Origin of the sequence: Sporosarcina sp. PTS2304 (assembly GCF_003351785.1) — a bacterium.
Lineage (GTDB): Bacteria > Bacillota > Bacilli > Bacillales_A > Planococcaceae > Sporosarcina.
The window spans coordinates 381,742-398,208 of sequence record NZ_CP031230.1; the positions used below are offsets into that span (position 1 = coordinate 381,742).

The 16,467-nt window shown below is 40.3% G+C and carries 21 protein-coding genes; 16 read left to right on the plus strand and 5 right to left on the minus strand.

Going from position 1 to position 16,467, the window contains the following annotated elements:
- The first annotated feature begins 9 nt into the window (after nucleotides 1-9).
- The 4 genes from DV702_RS01610 (at nucleotide 10) to DV702_RS01625 (ending at nucleotide 3,621) form a co-directional block, all read left to right on the plus strand.
- Nucleotides 10-843 carry an NAD kinase gene (locus DV702_RS01610; RefSeq protein WP_240315664.1) on the plus strand — a complete coding sequence of 278 codons (834 nt, stop codon included), beginning with the start codon at nucleotides 10-12 and terminating at the stop codon, nucleotides 841-843.
- Nucleotides 824-1,765 carry an RluA family pseudouridine synthase gene (locus DV702_RS01615; RefSeq protein ID WP_240315665.1) on the plus strand — a complete coding sequence of 314 codons (942 nt, stop codon included), beginning with the start codon at nucleotides 824-826 and terminating at the stop codon, nucleotides 1,763-1,765. The genes DV702_RS01610 and DV702_RS01615 overlap by 20 nt, the downstream gene beginning before the upstream one ends.
- 4 nt (nucleotides 1,766-1,769) lie before the next feature.
- Nucleotides 1,770-3,146, plus strand: a complete 1,377-nt coding sequence (mgtE, locus tag DV702_RS01620) for a magnesium transporter (protein WP_205407200.1) — start codon at nucleotides 1,770-1,772, stop codon at nucleotides 3,144-3,146.
- A 79-nt stretch (nucleotides 3,147-3,225) separates the two neighbouring features.
- Nucleotides 3,226-3,621, plus strand: coding sequence for a hypothetical protein (locus tag DV702_RS01625; protein WP_114923145.1), 396 nt, complete (start codon nucleotides 3,226-3,228; stop codon nucleotides 3,619-3,621).
- A gap of 128 nt (nucleotides 3,622-3,749) precedes the next feature.
- Here DV702_RS01625 and DV702_RS16750 read toward each other — a convergent pair whose 3' ends face one another.
- Both DV702_RS16750 and DV702_RS01630 read right to left on the minus strand, forming a co-directional pair.
- On the minus strand, nucleotides 3,750-3,887 hold the full coding sequence (locus DV702_RS16750; protein WP_162805692.1) for a hypothetical protein: 138 nt from the start codon (nucleotides 3,885-3,887) through the stop codon (nucleotides 3,750-3,752).
- A 386-nt stretch (nucleotides 3,888-4,273) separates the two neighbouring features.
- Entirely contained in the window at nucleotides 4,274-4,843 is a 570-nt protein-coding gene (locus DV702_RS01630; RefSeq protein ID WP_114923146.1) for a CotY/CotZ family spore coat protein, read from the minus strand.
- Nucleotides 4,844-4,971: 128 nt separating this feature from the next.
- Here DV702_RS01630 and DV702_RS01635 point away from each other — a divergent pair, with 128 nt between their 5' ends.
- From DV702_RS01635 to DV702_RS01665, 7 genes are all read left to right on the plus strand, one after another.
- Complete coding sequence (locus DV702_RS01635) at nucleotides 4,972-5,364, plus strand: YhcN/YlaJ family sporulation lipoprotein (protein WP_114923147.1); 393 nt, start codon at nucleotides 4,972-4,974, stop codon at nucleotides 5,362-5,364.
- Nucleotides 5,364-5,819, plus strand: coding sequence for a stage V sporulation protein AC (gene spoVAC / locus DV702_RS01640; protein ID WP_114923148.1), 456 nt, complete (start codon nucleotides 5,364-5,366; stop codon nucleotides 5,817-5,819). Before DV702_RS01635 ends, spoVAC begins: the two co-directional genes overlap by 1 nt.
- Complete coding sequence (locus DV702_RS01645) at nucleotides 5,813-6,832, plus strand: beta-ketoacyl-[acyl-carrier-protein] synthase family protein (protein ID WP_114923149.1); 1,020 nt, start codon at nucleotides 5,813-5,815, stop codon at nucleotides 6,830-6,832. The genes spoVAC and DV702_RS01645 overlap by 7 nt, the downstream gene beginning before the upstream one ends.
- A 62-nt stretch (nucleotides 6,833-6,894) precedes the next feature.
- Nucleotides 6,895-7,191, plus strand: a complete 297-nt coding sequence (locus DV702_RS01650; protein ID WP_371682744.1) for a SpoVA/SpoVAEb family sporulation membrane protein — start codon at nucleotides 6,895-6,897, stop codon at nucleotides 7,189-7,191.
- A 149-nt stretch (nucleotides 7,192-7,340) separates the two neighbouring features.
- A complete protein-coding gene (locus tag DV702_RS17310; protein ID WP_231293356.1) occupies nucleotides 7,341-7,394 on the plus strand; it encodes a YjcZ family sporulation protein in 54 nt (17 codons plus the stop codon).
- 15 nt (nucleotides 7,395-7,409) lie between these two features.
- On the plus strand, nucleotides 7,410-7,664 hold the full coding sequence (locus DV702_RS01660) for a stage VI sporulation protein F (protein ID WP_114923152.1): 255 nt from the start codon (nucleotides 7,410-7,412) through the stop codon (nucleotides 7,662-7,664).
- An 84-nt stretch (nucleotides 7,665-7,748) separates the two neighbouring features.
- A complete protein-coding gene (locus DV702_RS01665) occupies nucleotides 7,749-8,060 on the plus strand; it encodes a hypothetical protein (RefSeq protein WP_114923153.1) in 312 nt (103 codons plus the stop codon).
- A 57-nt stretch (nucleotides 8,061-8,117) separates the two neighbouring features.
- Here the strand turns inward: DV702_RS01665 and DV702_RS01670 are convergent, their stop codons facing one another.
- The 3 genes from DV702_RS01670 to DV702_RS01680 form a co-directional block, all read right to left on the minus strand.
- The gene (locus DV702_RS01670; protein ID WP_205407235.1) at nucleotides 8,118-8,555 is read right to left on the minus strand and encodes a GNAT family N-acetyltransferase; all 438 of its coding nucleotides are present in this window, start codon (nucleotides 8,553-8,555) and stop codon (nucleotides 8,118-8,120) included.
- 7 nt (nucleotides 8,556-8,562) lie between these two features.
- Entirely contained in the window at nucleotides 8,563-9,078 is a 516-nt protein-coding gene (locus DV702_RS01675; protein WP_114923154.1) for a YjcG family protein, read from the minus strand.
- Nucleotides 9,079-9,164: 86 nt separating this feature from the next.
- Nucleotides 9,165-9,887, minus strand: a complete 723-nt coding sequence (locus DV702_RS01680) for an alpha/beta hydrolase (protein WP_114923155.1) — start codon at nucleotides 9,885-9,887, stop codon at nucleotides 9,165-9,167.
- A gap of 109 nt (nucleotides 9,888-9,996) precedes the next feature.
- On the opposite strand from DV702_RS01680, the gene DV702_RS01685 reads away from it, so the two are divergent.
- The 5 genes from DV702_RS01685 (at nucleotide 9,997) to DV702_RS16990 (ending at nucleotide 16,344) form a co-directional block, all read left to right on the plus strand.
- Nucleotides 9,997-10,548 carry a phosphatidylglycerophosphatase A family protein gene (locus DV702_RS01685; RefSeq protein WP_114923156.1) on the plus strand — a complete coding sequence of 184 codons (552 nt, stop codon included), beginning with the start codon at nucleotides 9,997-9,999 and terminating at the stop codon, nucleotides 10,546-10,548.
- A 305-nt stretch (nucleotides 10,549-10,853) separates the two neighbouring features.
- Nucleotides 10,854-11,855 (plus strand): TAXI family TRAP transporter solute-binding subunit, encoded by a 1,002-nt coding sequence (locus DV702_RS01690; RefSeq protein ID WP_114923157.1) that lies wholly within the window; start codon nucleotides 10,854-10,856, stop codon nucleotides 11,853-11,855.
- Between the two features lie 91 nt (nucleotides 11,856-11,946).
- Nucleotides 11,947-12,471, plus strand: a complete 525-nt coding sequence (locus tag DV702_RS01695) for a DUF1850 domain-containing protein (RefSeq protein WP_114923158.1) — start codon at nucleotides 11,947-11,949, stop codon at nucleotides 12,469-12,471.
- Entirely contained in the window at nucleotides 12,461-14,491 is a 2,031-nt protein-coding gene (locus DV702_RS01700) for a TRAP transporter permease (RefSeq protein WP_114923159.1), read from the plus strand. Before DV702_RS01695 ends, DV702_RS01700 begins: the two co-directional genes overlap by 11 nt.
- 1,703 nt (nucleotides 14,492-16,194) lie before the next feature.
- Entirely contained in the window at nucleotides 16,195-16,344 is a 150-nt protein-coding gene (locus tag DV702_RS16990) for a hypothetical protein (RefSeq protein ID WP_205407201.1), read from the plus strand.
- The last annotated feature ends 123 nt before the right edge of the window (nucleotides 16,345-16,467 follow it).

Here is a 16,467-nt window from a genome sequence, read left to right on the forward strand (position 1 = left end):
AGTGACTTAATGAAGTTCACTATTCAGTCGCGCAACGATGAGATTTCGAATAAGTTAATGAAAGAAGCGAGAATTTATTTACGAGATTTCGGTTTGAAGTATGATGAGGAAGAACCGGACATCGTGTTGTCGATCGGTGGAGATGGTACGTTACTGCATGCTTTCCATAAGTACATACATCGTTTAGATTCTACATCCTTTGTTGGAATTCATACAGGTCATTTAGGGTTTTATGCAGATTGGAAACCTTCGGAGATAGAGAAACTTGTAATTTTAATCGCAAGGCAGGAGTACGAAGTGATTGAATATCCTTTGATTGAAGTGACGATCAATTATCGACATTCAGAAAAAAGTGCTTCTTATTTAGCGTTAAATGAATCTACAGTGAAATCACCAGACGTTACGTTAGTGATGGATGTAGAATTAAATGGCGAACATTTTGAGCGTTTTAGAGGTGACGGGCTCTGCATGTCGACACCATCAGGATCTACCGCTTACAGCAAATCACTAGGCGGAGCAATTATTCACCCTTCATTGCCATCGATGCAGTTGACAGAAATGGCTTCTATTAATAACCGAGTTTTCCGTACGGTAGGGTCACCACTTATTTTACCAGATCATCATGTATGTACATTGACACCAGTCAAAGGACCGGATTTCATGGTGACAGTGGATCACTTGCAATTACTTCATAAAGATGTAAAGTCGATTGAGTACAAAGTATCCAATGAAAAAATGGGCTTCGCACGTTTTAGACCATTTCCTTTTTGGATGCGTGTCAATGAATCGTTCGTAGCGAGTGATTTAATCTACGAACGTGAAGATGATGAAAATAAAAACTAACCCGCTATTTCAACTAGACTATGACGTTGTGAATAAAGGGGTGCTGCGTGACTTTTTGGCAGAGAAAGAGATATCCAAAACGACATTGACGGCTATTAAATATACGGGTGGTCAAATTTTAGTGAATGGACATGAGCAGAATGTCCGTTACCCGTTACAAGCTGGAGATCGAGTCACTGTATTGTTTCCACCAGAGAAAATAAGTGATGGATTGGCTCCGGAGTTTGGAGCGCTATCTATCCTCTATGAAGATGAAACTATTTTACTGCTCGATAAACCAGCAGGGCAGAGTACTATCCCTTCTCGTAATCATCCTTCAGGTACCGTTGCGAATTATGTTTGTGGAAAGTTTATGGCGGAGGGAGTACCGTCAACGGCTCATATGGTTACGAGACTCGATACAGATACTTCAGGTATCATTTGTGTGGCGAAGAACCGTCATATCCATCATTTGTTAAGCAAACAGATGAATGAGAACTTATTTAAACGTCAGTACACCGCGTTTGCTGAAGGTGCAATCACTCCTTCCTTTTTAATGATCGAGCAACCAATCGGGAGAAAAGAAGGCAGTATAATTGAAAGAATCGTTCGGCAAGATGGACAATACGCGAGGACGGATGTCTGTGTAGAGGAAATTGCCGAAAATGAAGCAACTGAGTTTTCTGTCGTGAAGTTGGCTCTTCACACAGGAAGAACTCATCAAATACGTGTTCACTTACAATGGCTTGGTCACCCTTTAATCGGTGATGATCTATATGGTGCGAATGAACACGTTTTTGCGCGACAAGCATTGCATTGTTCAGCAATTAGTTTCCTCCATCCACTAACGAAGAGACGAATTGAGTGTGTAAGTCCTTTACCTGTAGATATGCATTTATTTTTGCAAAGTAGTAGGAAAGGCAGTGTAGAAGGGAAGGTGTGAACTTATGGTAACTCCACTAGATGAATTAAAAAATGAAAAGGTTTTGGATGAGGAGAAGTTGAAATTACTGCTTGTCGAAGAAGACATCCATACGTTTAGACAAGAATACCTGGCGCTTCACCCTTATGACCGGGCGATTTTTTATGAAGAAGTCGGATCAGAACTTAGGGAATTAATGTATTTTTATTTATCGCCAAAAGAACTTGCTGAGATCTTTGAGACGAGTGAGATTGAAGAGGACGAATATAAAGAGTTCCTTGAGGAGATGGATGCGACTTATGCCGCAGAGATGATTTCATACATGTTTGTGGATAATGCGGTAGATGTCCTGAAAGAACTTGATAAAAAGCAAGTTGTTAGTTACTTAACATTAATGGATAAAGAAGCCGCAATTCAGATTAAAGCGTTGCTTCACTATGAAGAGTATACAGCTGGATCGATTATGACGACGGAATTTGTTACGGTATCGGAGAATTCCACCGTTCGTTCAGCTATGACGATTTTGCGTAGCGAAGCGCCAAGTGCAGAAACAATTTACTATTTATTCGTCGTAGATGATACGCAACGCTTAACCGGAGTCGTATCCCTTCGCGACTTGATCATTGCAGACGAAGATACGCTAATTCGCGCGATTATGAGTGAACGTGTAGTGAGTGTATCGGTATCGGATGATCAGGAAGACGTTGCACGGACGATTCAGGACTATAACTTCTTAGCCGTGCCGGTTGTTGACTTTCAGCAACATATTTTAGGGATTATTACAGTCGATGATATTATTGATGTAATCGACGAAGAAGCTTCGGATGACTATTCTAAACTTGCCGGGGTTTCCACGATGGATACTTTCGATAAAAATTCATTCTCAGCTGCCAAAAAACGTATCCCGTGGTTAATCACTTTGATTGTACTCGGTATGTTAACCGCTAATTTAATTGATTTATTTACAGAAACTATTTCTCAAGTAGCTTTATTGGCCGTCTTTATTCCGTTAATTGCTGGGACAGCAGGTAATAGTGGGACACAATCACTAGCCGTTGCGGTTCGAGGGATTGCGACGAGAGATATTGAAGACGAAAGTAAATTTAAGCTACTCATTCGAGAAGCAGGTACGGGGTTAATTACGGGTTTAGTTTGTGCGATTTTCGTCGTATTATTAATATTTGTTTGGAAGCATGAACTAGTTATCGCATTATTAGTCGGTACCGCTACGCTAGTATCTATTTTTGTTGCGACGATTTCAGGATCTTTCATCCCGTTATTTATGCATAAAATAAAAGTCGATCCGGCCGTTGCTTCAGGTCCGTTTATTACGACACTTAACGATGTCATTAGTATTATTATTTATCTAGGTCTAGCAACAGCATTCATCAGTTCTTTGTGAACGATGAATGCTTTTTTGTTCTTCATTGGAACATTAGGCTTTTTCATTACATATGCTAGACGAAAAGGATGTGATGAAGATGAGTCAGAAAAAGCCGTTATTATTTGTGAATAGCCCAGTAATAAGAAAGCATGTGTATAAACCTCTACCAGAAGAAGAAAGTACATCTATTTTTGAAATAGAACATACAAGAGAGGAAGTACATTTGCAGCAACCCTCTATTGATGATATGTCAATAGAAGAAGACATGTTAACAAATCCACAAATTCAGCCGATTCTATATTACTTAGACCACCCTTTTCGAAAAGAGTTGTATCAACCCATTGAAGTTATTACGAAAGATCAAGTAATAAAAGGGAAAATTCACGAATTGGATTCTAGTTTGTTATGGATGATGAAAGATCATGAACTTATTTCCATTGCTTTAGGAGAGATTACAGATATCAAATGGAAACAGCAATCATTTACTATATAATTATAAAAAGGGGCTGTCCAATAAGTCCCTAAAATAAATCAGGCAGAGAAAAACGAATCGTTTTTCTCTGCCTGATTTTGGTTTGTAGTCGTTCACAGTTGAAAGTAGCCGGCGGATGCCCGCTACTTTCAACTGTGAACCAGTGCGACGATTGCGAACTCCGTATGAAACTTTTCAAGGCCACGGAACGATGCCGTATGTTCTTCTATAGAAAAAGTGAGTTGTTCTGTGGTGTACTGTTCGTAAGTAATCTTTGGATCGCGCATAAAAAATCGTCCTTTCGTAGAGTGGGTTTGGTAACTTTATTCTACTAGAAAGGGCGATTTTTTTGTACCTATTTGAAGCAAGATATCGAGTGGAACGGAAAGGAACGGCGAAGAAAGGATTCTTCTATTCGTTTCATGAGAAAAAGGGCTGTCACAGAAACTCAGTTCTCACTGACTTTCTGGACAGCCCCTTTTATTGGTTATTGCCGGTTTTACTTGATAATTGTTAGTCATAAAAGTAATCAGAATTTTTTCTCGCTTCTTATAGAACAATGAAAAAATAGCGTGAGGAATACTTGCCAGTGTGTTTTGCAACAGCTACTATCAAGTATCCCTAACGTCTTTGACAGCTTTTTTTCGTTGCGAGCATTTTTGCGGAGTGTATTTTATGTTTCGTCGCAGAAATCAATATAAACATCATCAATACATTGAATCCCGCAGAAGCAACTTAAGTCGACTGTTAAACATGTATTAGTAGGACCGAAACCATTCACTTTACATACTTTCTCCAAACAAATTTTTCCGTTGTCATAAATATCTATAGGATTCCCATTGTATAACGGCTGTAATACTTGAATAGTTGCACAACATGAATCGAAAACTGTTTGTACTCTGAAAAATACAGAAACACAACTTGTTGATGGATACGATGGTTTTCTACCCATTTCACTTTCATTAGCAGCTCTTGGATAAGGTTTTACAGATTTACCGCCTCTAAATACCGCTTTGAAATAATCACCATCATCCGTCAGTAAACTGAATACACGCGTATTGACACGACCGCGCACTGGACTGACTAGACTGCCCAATGGCGCCATGAAACAATCCGTATCACATTCTACACAGTCTACTTCTGGACTTGTGCTTTGGACGCGTTTGATGAAACGTACGACTTCACAAATACAATTGGACTTATGACAACCACCATGCTTATTGTCTTTTCTTTCACATCCCACTACTGTCCACCTCCTGTTTATCGTTCTCTTTACTTTATGCAACAGGAGCAAAGAGGGCAGGGCGTTTGCACAGAAATGCATAATTCACTATGTATTATTCCATACTGTAAAGAAGGGAGGCGGTACTCTTGAAAAGACTTATATACGTGCTGTTAGTGAGTGTATTCTTAACAGGATGTAGCGATAAAGGGACGCATATTGAAAACACAACAAATACAGACACAGATTTCTTGAAAGAAACGATTGATCAAAATAAACATGTCAAGTTAGCAATTGCGTTAGTACATGAAAAGGATGTACTAGTAGCAATCCGAGTCAATACATTTTCAAGATTTCAAAAAAAGAAGATTGCATCAACTATTGAAAAGAAACTGGAAAAAGAGTATCCAGATTTGAAGGTTACCGTTTCGGCAGACAGTAAAGTTCTGTTGGAAACAGATAAGTTAATAAAAAAAGAAAAACCGTCAGCGTATCGAAAAAAGATTGACCAAATCAAATCCATTGAGAAGGAGCAAACCTAATGGAACAAGAAAAGTATGCGCAATTAGAGAAAGAACTATCCCCAAAACCTCCTATACTTAAAAATATGGTGAAAGCTTTTCTAGTAGGTGGACTGATTTGTTTAATTGGTCAGTTTATTGCACTTTTTTATATTACGTACTTTGACTTTACGGAACGGACTGCAAGTAATCCGACAGTGGCTACGATGATTTTTATTTCGATGCTATTGACTGGCTTCGGATTGTATAAAAAGATCGCACAATTCGGAGGTGCGGGAGCGGCTGTTCCTATTACGGGTTTTGGAAATGCGGTTGTCTCTTCAGCCATTGAACATAAGTCGGAAGGATATGTGCTCGGCGTTGGAGGGAATATGTTTAAACTGGCAGGATCGGTAATTTTATTCGGAGTATTTTCTGCATTTCTTGTAGCTCTTATTAAAACATTACTCGTGAAATTTGGTGTGCTTTCATGGTGAAACATGGCATTTTAACGTTTTCGTCGTTGCCAAGTATGTATTCGACCGGTGTGACAGCAGGACCTTTAGAAAAAAAGAAAAGTGTATTTGCTGAGCAGTTTGATAAGGTATATGAAGATGAGCGATGTGATTTGGCAACGAATGAAGATGGACATAAACAACTCATGTATGATGCAGTGCAGATCGCATTAAGTAAAACAAAAAAGACTGTAGATAAAATTGATTTCTTTTTGACCGGAGATTTAGTCAATCAGATGACTCCTTCTAATTTTACTGCTTTACAGCTAGGCATTCCGTATGTAGGAATATTCTCCGCTTGTGCCACTTCCGTTTCTTCCATGATCACAGCTGCTTTACTTGTTGACGCAAATCAGGCGCGATGGCTTGTGGCGGGGTCTTCTAGTCAACATAATGCGATTGAACGACAATTCCGTTACCCGTTGGAATATGGTTCCCAAAAAGGTGCAGCATCGCAATGGACAGTGACAGCAGCAGGAGCAGTATTACTCGGACAACACATGCCTGAACACCCTTCAATTTGTTGTGCGACTATCGGGAAAGTAGTGGACATGGGGATGACAGACCCTTTAAATATGGGAGCAGCGATGGCCCCGGCTGCTATGGCCACATTGTCCAGTCATTTGACGGGACATAATAAAACGATCAATGATTATGACACGATTATAACAGGTGATTTAGGGAGTAGTGGCTTTACCATTTTTAAAGCATTGGCGAATGAAAATGGATTAGCTCATACGAAGAATTTTCGGGATGCGGGAGAAGAGTTTTATGGAAATGATCCTTCCTTTCATGCGGGCGCTAGTGGTTCGGGTTGTTCCGCAGCCGTATTTTTCTCTGACGTCTATGAGAAACTTCGAAAGAAAGAATATAGGCGAGTTCTTCTCATTGCTACGGGTGCTCTTTTGTCACCGCTGACTTATCAACAAGGAGACAGCATACCATGTATCGCACATGCAATTGAAATCGCAGTAGATGAGGTGATGGTAAATTGATATCGATTTATATTACTTCGTTTATTGTAGGTGGCTTGATATGTGTCATAGGACAATTATTAATGGATGTGGCGAAACTAACACCTGCTCACACTCTTTGTACATTAGTAGTGATGGGCTCTATTTTAGACGGGCTCGGCTGGTATGAACCGTTGATTGATTTTGCGGGAGCCGGCGCCACTATTCCTATTACTTCGTTCGGTAATGCGTTGACGCATGGTGCATTGGCGGAAGCAGAAAGACACGGCTTGATAGGTGTAGTCACGGGTATGTTTGAAGTGACAAGTTCGGGCATCAGTGCTGCAATTATTTTCGGGTTAATAGGAGCTTTGCTGTTTACTTCGAAAGGAAATGTTTAAAAATACCCTCTCCAATCCTTGATCCTCTGCATATAGTAGAGAAGAAGGAAGGAGGGGTTTTTATGTATGGATGTTTTCCATCTCATAGTCAAGGTGGCTTTGGATATGGCGGAGGTTATGGGGAAAGATACGGTGGCTCTTCGTTCGTATTGATCGTCGTCTTATTTATTTTGCTGATTATTGTAGGCAGAAGCTACTTCTAAGGAGGAGAGTACTAGATGAATGATTCATTCTTTCGAAAAATCGAATCTAAAACAGGTGTTCCAATGGAAGAAGTATTTGCATTAGCTAATGCCATTCAGTTTGCTGATTTTAAAGATGAACGTCAAGTGAGAAAGATTATTCAAAAAGTAAGTCAGTTAGCTAATAAAGACGTCCCGCAACATGTGGAAGATGAGCTTGTGAATTCCATCATCCAAAGTGGTAAAGGGCTGAACTTTAACGATATAAATCACATGTTAGGCGGAAAATAAAATAAATTATAGAAATGTGGTTTAAAAGCCATTCCATATGGATATAGTATAACCAAAGAATGAATTCAAAGGGAGGTGCACATCATGGGTTATATTTTACCGATTCAAAATTATCAAGCTCAGCAGTATGCAGAAAGAATGAATAACCAACCTCATAATTTTGCATATATTGGTCGAGTAAGTCCAGTACGTATGAAAAGTGAGGAATCGAGTTACTGGGAAGATATTTTGGAAGAAGAAGATAGACGCCGAAAAGAACAAATGGAACAAAGAAACATGAAGCGTGCACCTCGATCACTAGCTAAAGATGGATTCATTGCTCCTAATCCAGCGAAATTATCTCCTGCAATTGCAGAAGTAGTAGGCAAAGGATTATCCATAAACGAATACGCATAGAATTTAAAAAACCTTGTCAACTATAGAGCTGACAAGGTTTTTTTATATGATGAAAAACTATTCATCGAGCAATATCTTTTCCATTGCTCGATGAGGGATATCAGCATCCATAAATTCAGGGGATGTCACAACGTATCCTAGCTTTTCATAAAATGGTACAGCGTATGATTGTGCATTAAGTAGAAGTTTTTTCATAGAAAGTTTTTTTGCATGTTCTTCTAACGTATTCATAATCATATTTCCAATATGCTTTCCACGATGTTCGGCTAAAATGCAAATTCTTTCGATTTTACCGTGCGCATTAGCCAGACCCCGCATACGACCTGCACCAATAGGATGATTCTCTTCGTCATAGACGACGAAGTGCGTGGCATCCTGATCATATTCATCCAATTCCAAATTCAGAGGAACACCTTGTTCTTCAACAAACACTTTTTTTCGAACCGTGTATGCATCCTCCAAGCCAGCTTCATCTGAAACGATCTTTACCGTCATCAACAAATCAAGACTCGCGATCTAGACGGAATGTTTCATATACTGTCCATGATCCATCTTCTAGTTGATATAATAAATGGATGCGGTCGATTCTTTCTGAATGCTCGACACCTACCATTTTTATCTGGTTAATCACATCATCATGTTCACCGGACGTTAAGTCTTGTGCGATAGTGACATGTGGAATAAAAGCGTAATTGGATGCGTTCTCATAAAAATTCGAATTTAAGTCTTTATGCAATGCTAGTAACTCATCGTTCGGTGTAACTTTAAAATAAATCGTATTCGTGGTAGGAGCGAATGACCCTACTTTTGTAACTTGTAACTCAAAAGGGCTGTTCTTGATCGTGATGTCTTTTAACGCTTTTGCTACTTCTTCAATTTCTTGATCATTCGCTTCGAATGGATCTTTCAAAGTCATGTGCGGGGTGATCTGTGCGTAGTGCGGATCGTACCTTTTGCGATAACCATTTGCCATGTCTTGAAGTTTTTTTGAAGGGAATGCAACAATACCGTATTTCATTTAGATTGCCTCCTTGTGAATGGATTCATTTTATGTTCATCTATTCCAGTATATCAGAAAATAGACGAATTTGTTTCATTCTAATACTAAAGGCTATTAATTTCAAGAATAGCGCGTCTTATGTCTGGTTGCCATGTCTTCCATGTATGGTCACCTTCGAGCTCCATATAAAAGTGTGGGAAACCTTTTTCTTTTATTAATTTATGCAGTTCGCGATTAGGAGTTAAGAAGTCCAACCGCCCATCAGCTGTAGTCGCGACCTGTGTTTCCTGTTTCCCGATGACATGATAAATCGATAAAGCGGACGGATTAGCATTTGATCGGACAGCTTCCAGTACGTGTTCATTAATGAATGGTGAGTGTAAGACGACTTTTCCGAAACAATTCGGATATTTTAATGCAGTAAGCAATGAAACAGAGGCAGCTAAAGAGTCTCCAATGAGCATCCGGCTGGACCCGATTTGGTATGTTGGATACGTTTCATCAATATACTGAATTAATTCGTGTGCCAGAAAACGAATATATGCTTCATTGCGGTCGCCTTCCGGATGGTACATTCTTCTGCGCTCGCTGACGGATTGATAAGGAATACCCACAATGATCACGGGTTCAATCATCTCTTCTTCCATTAATTCATCAGCTACTCGACCGATCCGACCTAACTGGAAATAGTCTTTTCCGTCTGAAGCAAGTATGATATTGTGTTTGTAAAGTGGTGAATAACGAGAAGGTAAATAAAGCAAGAGCTCCATTTCTTCTTGTAAAGCCTCGCTGAAAAATGTAATTTCTTCTATCTTACCAGGGTTCATTTTGTAGGACCTCCAAAAATAATGTACACTTAGTTGATATCATACCGATAAATACTAGTGTAATGCCAGTGAAATACAATCGTGTGTGAAGAAAGAGAGGGGAAGTACTATGGTAGCAGGTAAAAATATTGTGCATTCTGATGTAGTGACTGCGGCTACAAAAGATGCCTTAATACGTCGTGGAGTTAAAATTGAAGATATCGCGAAAATTGTTTATGAAATGCAAGTTCCTTACAATAAAGGATTATCCCTTGAGCAATGTATTGATTCTGTAGAAGCGGTTTTACGCAAAAGGGAATTGCAACACGCCATTTTAGTAGGGGTAGAATTGGATGAGATTGCAGAACGAGGTCAGCTATCCGCACCTCTACAACAAATTGTCGAGTCTGATGAAGGTTTATTCGGTGTGGATGAAACGATTGCATTAGGTGCGGTATATACGTACGGCTCCATTGCAGTTACTACGTTCGGGCATTTGGATAAGAATAAGATCGGCATTATAAATGACTTGGATACGAAAAAGGGTATAGGTATTCATACATTTTTAGATGATCTTGTAGCAAGTGTAGCAGCATGTGCAGCGTCAAGAATTGCACATAGAACGCGCGACTTGCAAGAAGCAGGTTTAACATTTGAAGATGTTCAAAATGGCAATGCGTAATCACTGATTGGAGTTCAAGGATGCATGAAGGTAAAAGAACCTTTGTGCATTTTTGCTGTGTAGTTTTACATTCAACAGCTGCTGTAACAACTAGAGTTTTTACTAACTTGAGTTATAAGAGGAGTGACACTGACGTGGATTGTCTTGCGGCTAGCGCTTCTAGACGATACGCTTTCTCTCGGGAGAATCCTAAACGATACACTACCTTACCGCACAAAAAGAGTAGCGAAATATTGACAATGTGAAGCGCTTTCATGGTAGAATGGTAATGTCTATAAATAAAATAGAAAAGGGGAGAATGCTACATGAAGAAAAACACACTTCGCTTATTGGCGCTAGTTTCCATGTTTGCTCTTCTTGTTCTAGCTGCTTGCGGAAATGACGAAAAAGCAGACGGGGACAAGGATGTAGATGGAAGCAAAGATGAAGGTAAGACAGAGCAAGAGTACAAATTCTTAAGCTTATTAACGGGTGGAACGCAAGGGACTTATTATCCACTAGGGGGTTCTTTTGCTGAATTTATCAGCGAGGAAACAGGTATTAAAACAACTGCTGAAGTATCTCAAGCATCAGCTGCGAATATGACAGCGCTTAAAGATGGAGATGCGCAAATTGCTTTCGTTCAAACAGACATTGCATATTATGCATCTAAAGGTGAAATGATGTTTGACGGAGAAGTAATCGATGAAGTATCAGCAGTCGGTGCACTTTATCCTGAAACTGTTCAACTAGTTACACTGAAGAAAAAAGACATTAAAACGTTTGAAGACTTAAAAGGTAAAAGTGTGTCAGTAGGTGCTCCGGGTTCAGGTACGTACGCAAATGCTGAGCAATTGCTTGAAATCCACGGATTATCTATGAGTGATATCAAACCACAAAACTTAGACTTTGGTGAATCACAAGAAAGTTTGCAAGCGGGTCAAATTGATGCAGCGTTCATCACTGCTGGAACACCAACAGGCGCTGTTGAAGGCTTAAACGCAGTAGCAGAAGTTTTCATTGTACCAGTTGAAGATGCAAAAGCGGATGAGTTAATCGAGAAATACCCATACTATGCAAAAGAAGTAATCCCTGCTGGGACGTATGGTTCTGATGTGGATACACCTGCAGTATCTGTAGGTGCAATGCTTGTTATGCAGAATGATATTTCTGAAGAGTTGGGCTACAAAATCACAAAAGCAATTTATGAGAATGCTTCTAAAATCCAACACGCTAAAGGTGCTTTGATCAAAGCTGAAAATGGGTTGGACGGTATCGGTATTCCGGTACACCCAGGTGCACAAAAATACTTTGACGAAGTGAACTAATCAACTGAATGAATTAAATGAAAGAGCGGGACGGTGAAGCGCAAAGCTTTATCCGTCCCATTCTTACTTTTATGTAGGAAGGAAATGGCGGATGAAAAGGAAAAGACTAATTCCTCTGCTAATGCTAATCGTAAGCGGTATTCTTCTGTTTTGGATAGTTTACCCATATAAACAAGTCATCGTACTCAATCAAGTACGGAGTGAACAACCACGAGCGTTCTACCTTCCGTTACATACTGAACAGCAGTTTCAAATAAATTATATTCACTCCATTCACTTATCAAATGTAAAAGAACAGTATAAGATCACTGATGATAGCAAACTTCGTTTTGAATATATGCAGTATGAAGATGTAGCAATCGGACTGCCGGGATATGCGGAAGAGGGCGAGACGTTGGAAGTGAACGATGGTATTTATACGCTTACTTTTGATAACCGTACAATAGATTCGTTTGTTCTGTATGTGGGTAGAGTAAATACAGACTTATCTTTGCAATATGGGCAACGAGAGTATCATCTAAAGGACTTCCTTGAAAGAGGGCAATCCTATGAATTTCATGTAGAAAAGGTGTCGAATTTGACATTGTGGAAAGGAGTTAGATTAGATGGAAAATAATAAAGAAAAAGAAGTCCCGCGTATGACTGATGAAGAAGTGGATACACTCTCAGAGCAAGAGCAACTAGAAATCTTACAAAAGTATGATCCTGAATCTAACACACGGGATTTAAAAGGAATCGTAGGCAAGATTGTATTTTTCGGATTATTGGCCTTCTCTATTTTCCAGTTATACACGGCAATTGGAAAACCGTTTACAGCACAAATTCAACGATCGATTCACTTAGGTTTCGCGCTATCACTTATTTTCTTATTATTCCCTGCTCGGAAGAAAATTGGCGTCAAACGTGACAAAGTACCATTTTACGATATTATACTTTCCTTATTAGCTATCGTCGTCGGATTGTATTGGCCGCTATTTATGGATGAATTAGTATTTCGTGTGGGCCGAGTGTCTGACATCGATTTACTCATCGGTACATTAGCGGTTTTACTAACATTGGAGGCGGCTAGACGTGCAGTAGGTCTTCCAATCACGATAATATCGGTAGCCTTTTTAGTCTATGCATTTTTCGGACCTTACTTCCCAGGATTTTTAGCACACCGTGGTCAAAGTGTAGAAAACTTAATCCAATTAATGTTCTTCACGACAGATGGGATTTTAGGTACACCGATTAGTGTATCCGCTACCTTCATTTTCGTCTTCTTGTTATTTGGAGCCTTTTTGGTAAAGACCGGTGTAGGAAACTACTTTAATGATCTAGCTGTCGTACTGGCTGGACGTTTAACAGGGGGTCCTGCAAAAGTTGCTATTTTTTCTAGTGCACTTCAAGGAACGATTTCTGGAAGTTCAGTAGCAAACGTTGTAGGATCAGGTTCTTATACCATTCCTATGATGAAAAAACTTGGCTATCGTAAAGAGTTCGCTGGCGGGGTTGAGGCCGCAGCTTCTACGGGTGGTCAAATTATGCCACCTATCATGGGAGCCGCTGCTTTCTTAATGGTTGAGTTTATCGGCGGGGTAACGTATTGGGAAATTGCAAAAGCAGCAGCTATTCCGGCATTACTTTATTTCACGGGTATTTGGATTATGACACATTTTGAAGCAAAACGTGTAGGGTTGCAAGGAATGGATGCATCGCAAATTCCAAACCGAAAAGAAACATTGAAGAAGATTTATTTATTACTACCTATTTTAGGTATTATCGTCTTCTTATTGGCGGGTATTCCAACAATGAAAGCGGCGTTACTAGGTATCGTTTTAACGATTGTAGTGAGTTCGATCAGTAAAGAAACGAGAATCGGTATTCGCGATATGATTCAGGCGTTAGTAGACGGTGCGCGTACTGCATTAGCCGTAGCTGCTGCGACTGCTTGCGCGGGGATTATAGTAGGTGTCGTCGTAAAGACAGGTTTAGGTCTTAGTCTAGCTACTGGCTTGATTTCTGCAGCCGGCGGTAATATTTTATTAACATTAATCTTTACTATGCTTGCAGCAATTGTCCTTGGAATGGGTTCTCCGACGACTGCGAACTATGTTATTACGTCGACGATTGCAGCGCCTGCCATCATTACGTTGTTAATGCTTGATGAGCCTACAGGAGCTGCTGTACCGATCGTAGTGGCGGTCTCGGCTCACTTATTCGTGTTCTATTTTGGAATCATTGCAGATATTACTCCACCGGTCGCTTTAGCAGCATTTGCGGCGTCAGGAATTTCTGGTGGAGATCCGATTAAAACTGGTGTCACTTCAGCAAAGCTTGCGATTGCGGCGTTTATAATTCCTTATATGTTCGTATTCAATCCGGCGATGTTGATGCTCGATTCAAGTGTAGTTGAGATTGTCTGGGTGACATTTACTGCCATTGTCGGCATGGTGGCAATCGGGGCAGGGTTAATTGGTTACTGGTACTATAAGTTAAATTGGTTTATGCGTCTTTTGACAATTGCGACGGGGATGCTATTAATTTATCCGGAAACTTTAACTGATGTGATTGGTCTTGTGTCATTTGCTGTTTTACTGGCATTACAATTACTATCTAAAAAGAAAAAAGATCCTCCGCAGCTTGCGGTGGACTAATTACATCGGACTTGGGGGCTGTTCAGAAGGTCAGTAGTATCTGATTTTCTGAATAGTCTTTTTGTTATGGAAACAAATCATTTGTTGACTGGATTTTTGAAGTGAATCGTTATTGCGATTATTGAGTTATGGTTTCTGAAGGTTTGGCGTTCAACGGATGAGAGTGTTTGGAGAGGTTGGGTATGTCGTTACGTTGCGTTCCAGCCGGACGCGTTCGGGAGGGGTCGCGATGAACCAACCAGTCGCTTCGCTCCTTTGGTTGTTTCATCTGTCGACCTGATCCTCCCCGAGTCGCCGGCTTCCACTTCACTGCACTCTTCAGCTTTCTGTAGGAGAGAGGTTCAACCATTGGATTGTTATTTCTAGACGGTTGGGATGTAACGGATGAGAGTGTTTGGAGAGGTTGGGAATGTCGTTGCGTTGCGTTCCAGCCGGACGCGTTCGGGAGGGGTCGCGATGAACCAACCAGTCGCTTCGCTCCTTTGGTTGTTTCATCTGTCGACCTGATCCTCCCCGAGTCGCCGGCTTCCACTTCACTGCACTCTTCAGCTTTCTGTAGGAGAGAGGTTCAACCATTGGATTGTTATTTCTAGACGGTTGGGATGTAACGGATGAGAGTGTTTGGAGAGGTTGGGTATGTCGTTACGTTGCGTTCCAGCCGGACGCGTTCGGGAGGGGTCGCGATGAACCAACCAGTCGCTTCGCTCCTTTGGTTGTTTCATCTGTCGACCTGATCCTCCCCGAGTCGCCGGCTTCCACTTCACTGCACTCTTCAGCTTTCTGTAGGAGAGAGGTTCAACCATTGGATTGTTATTTCTAGACGGTTGGGATGTAACGGATGAGAGTGTTTGGAGAGGTTGGGAATGTCGTTGCGTTGCGTTCCAGCCGGACGCGTTCGGGAGGGGTCGCGATGAACCAACCAGTCGCTTCGCTCCTTTGGTTGTTTCATCTGTCGACCTGATCCTCCCGGAGTCGATCGTCTGTAAGCGAAAGCCGAACTTAGTATGTGCAAGACAGGTTGATAGCTCTTTGTAGATGGTGAAAATCAAGTAGAGTTGTCTGATACAATCTGACCGTTTTTGAAGTTAAAAAGCGGCGAAGTGTTGCTAGCTACTATGACTGTTCCGATGAACTGAGTGGAAAAAAATGACCCTATATGTATTCAGTCAGCCAATCCAAAGCTTCACCCACACTGTTCAGAAAGCGGAACTTACCATACTCTATTTCTGGACGAACATGGACTGACTTACAGACACAAATTCAAGAATTCTCTTGGAAGAGCCGTCGCGTCCCCTCAGGAAAGCGTCCGATTTCTCTCGGGAGAATCCTAAACAATACACAACCTCTACAACTAATCGTCAAAAACAATTCATTTTTAAATGCCATTCTTTTCTTTGAATAATCAGCAGACTTGATAAAAAAACTAGTAGGTAAAGGAGAAAAGTCCTAAAATAATCAGAAGATTAGCAATCAGTGATAGACTAGTAATAGCAAGGATTCAGCTTATATGGAATAAAAGAAACATAACTAAAATGAAATGTCAAGACTCCAAAGGTATGTAAAGTATAAGTGCGATTTTGGACTAATTACGCAGTTTTGCGAAGGTTCATTATGTATATACTACATATAAGCAATCCAATAACAATTCACGATGTGCACATATGAATGGAAAAATCTATAACAAATAAAAAGGAGAGAATACTATGCAAACACAAGATATATGGTGGGAAAATGTATTTGAAGGTCACTTGGCTCATGGATTTAATAAAGAGCGTATGAGTGAATTAGAGCAAGAACAGTTCTTGTATTTTGAAAATGAGCAAGTGGAAGAACAAATGAATCATATGCAATAAGGTAAGGAGGAGTTTCATCTGACACGCGCAACGTACTTGTATAAAAATCAGTAATTTTTCTACAAGATTAGAAAAATTACTGATTTTTAAATTTCCTATTTACAACTGTTGAAGATGATGCTA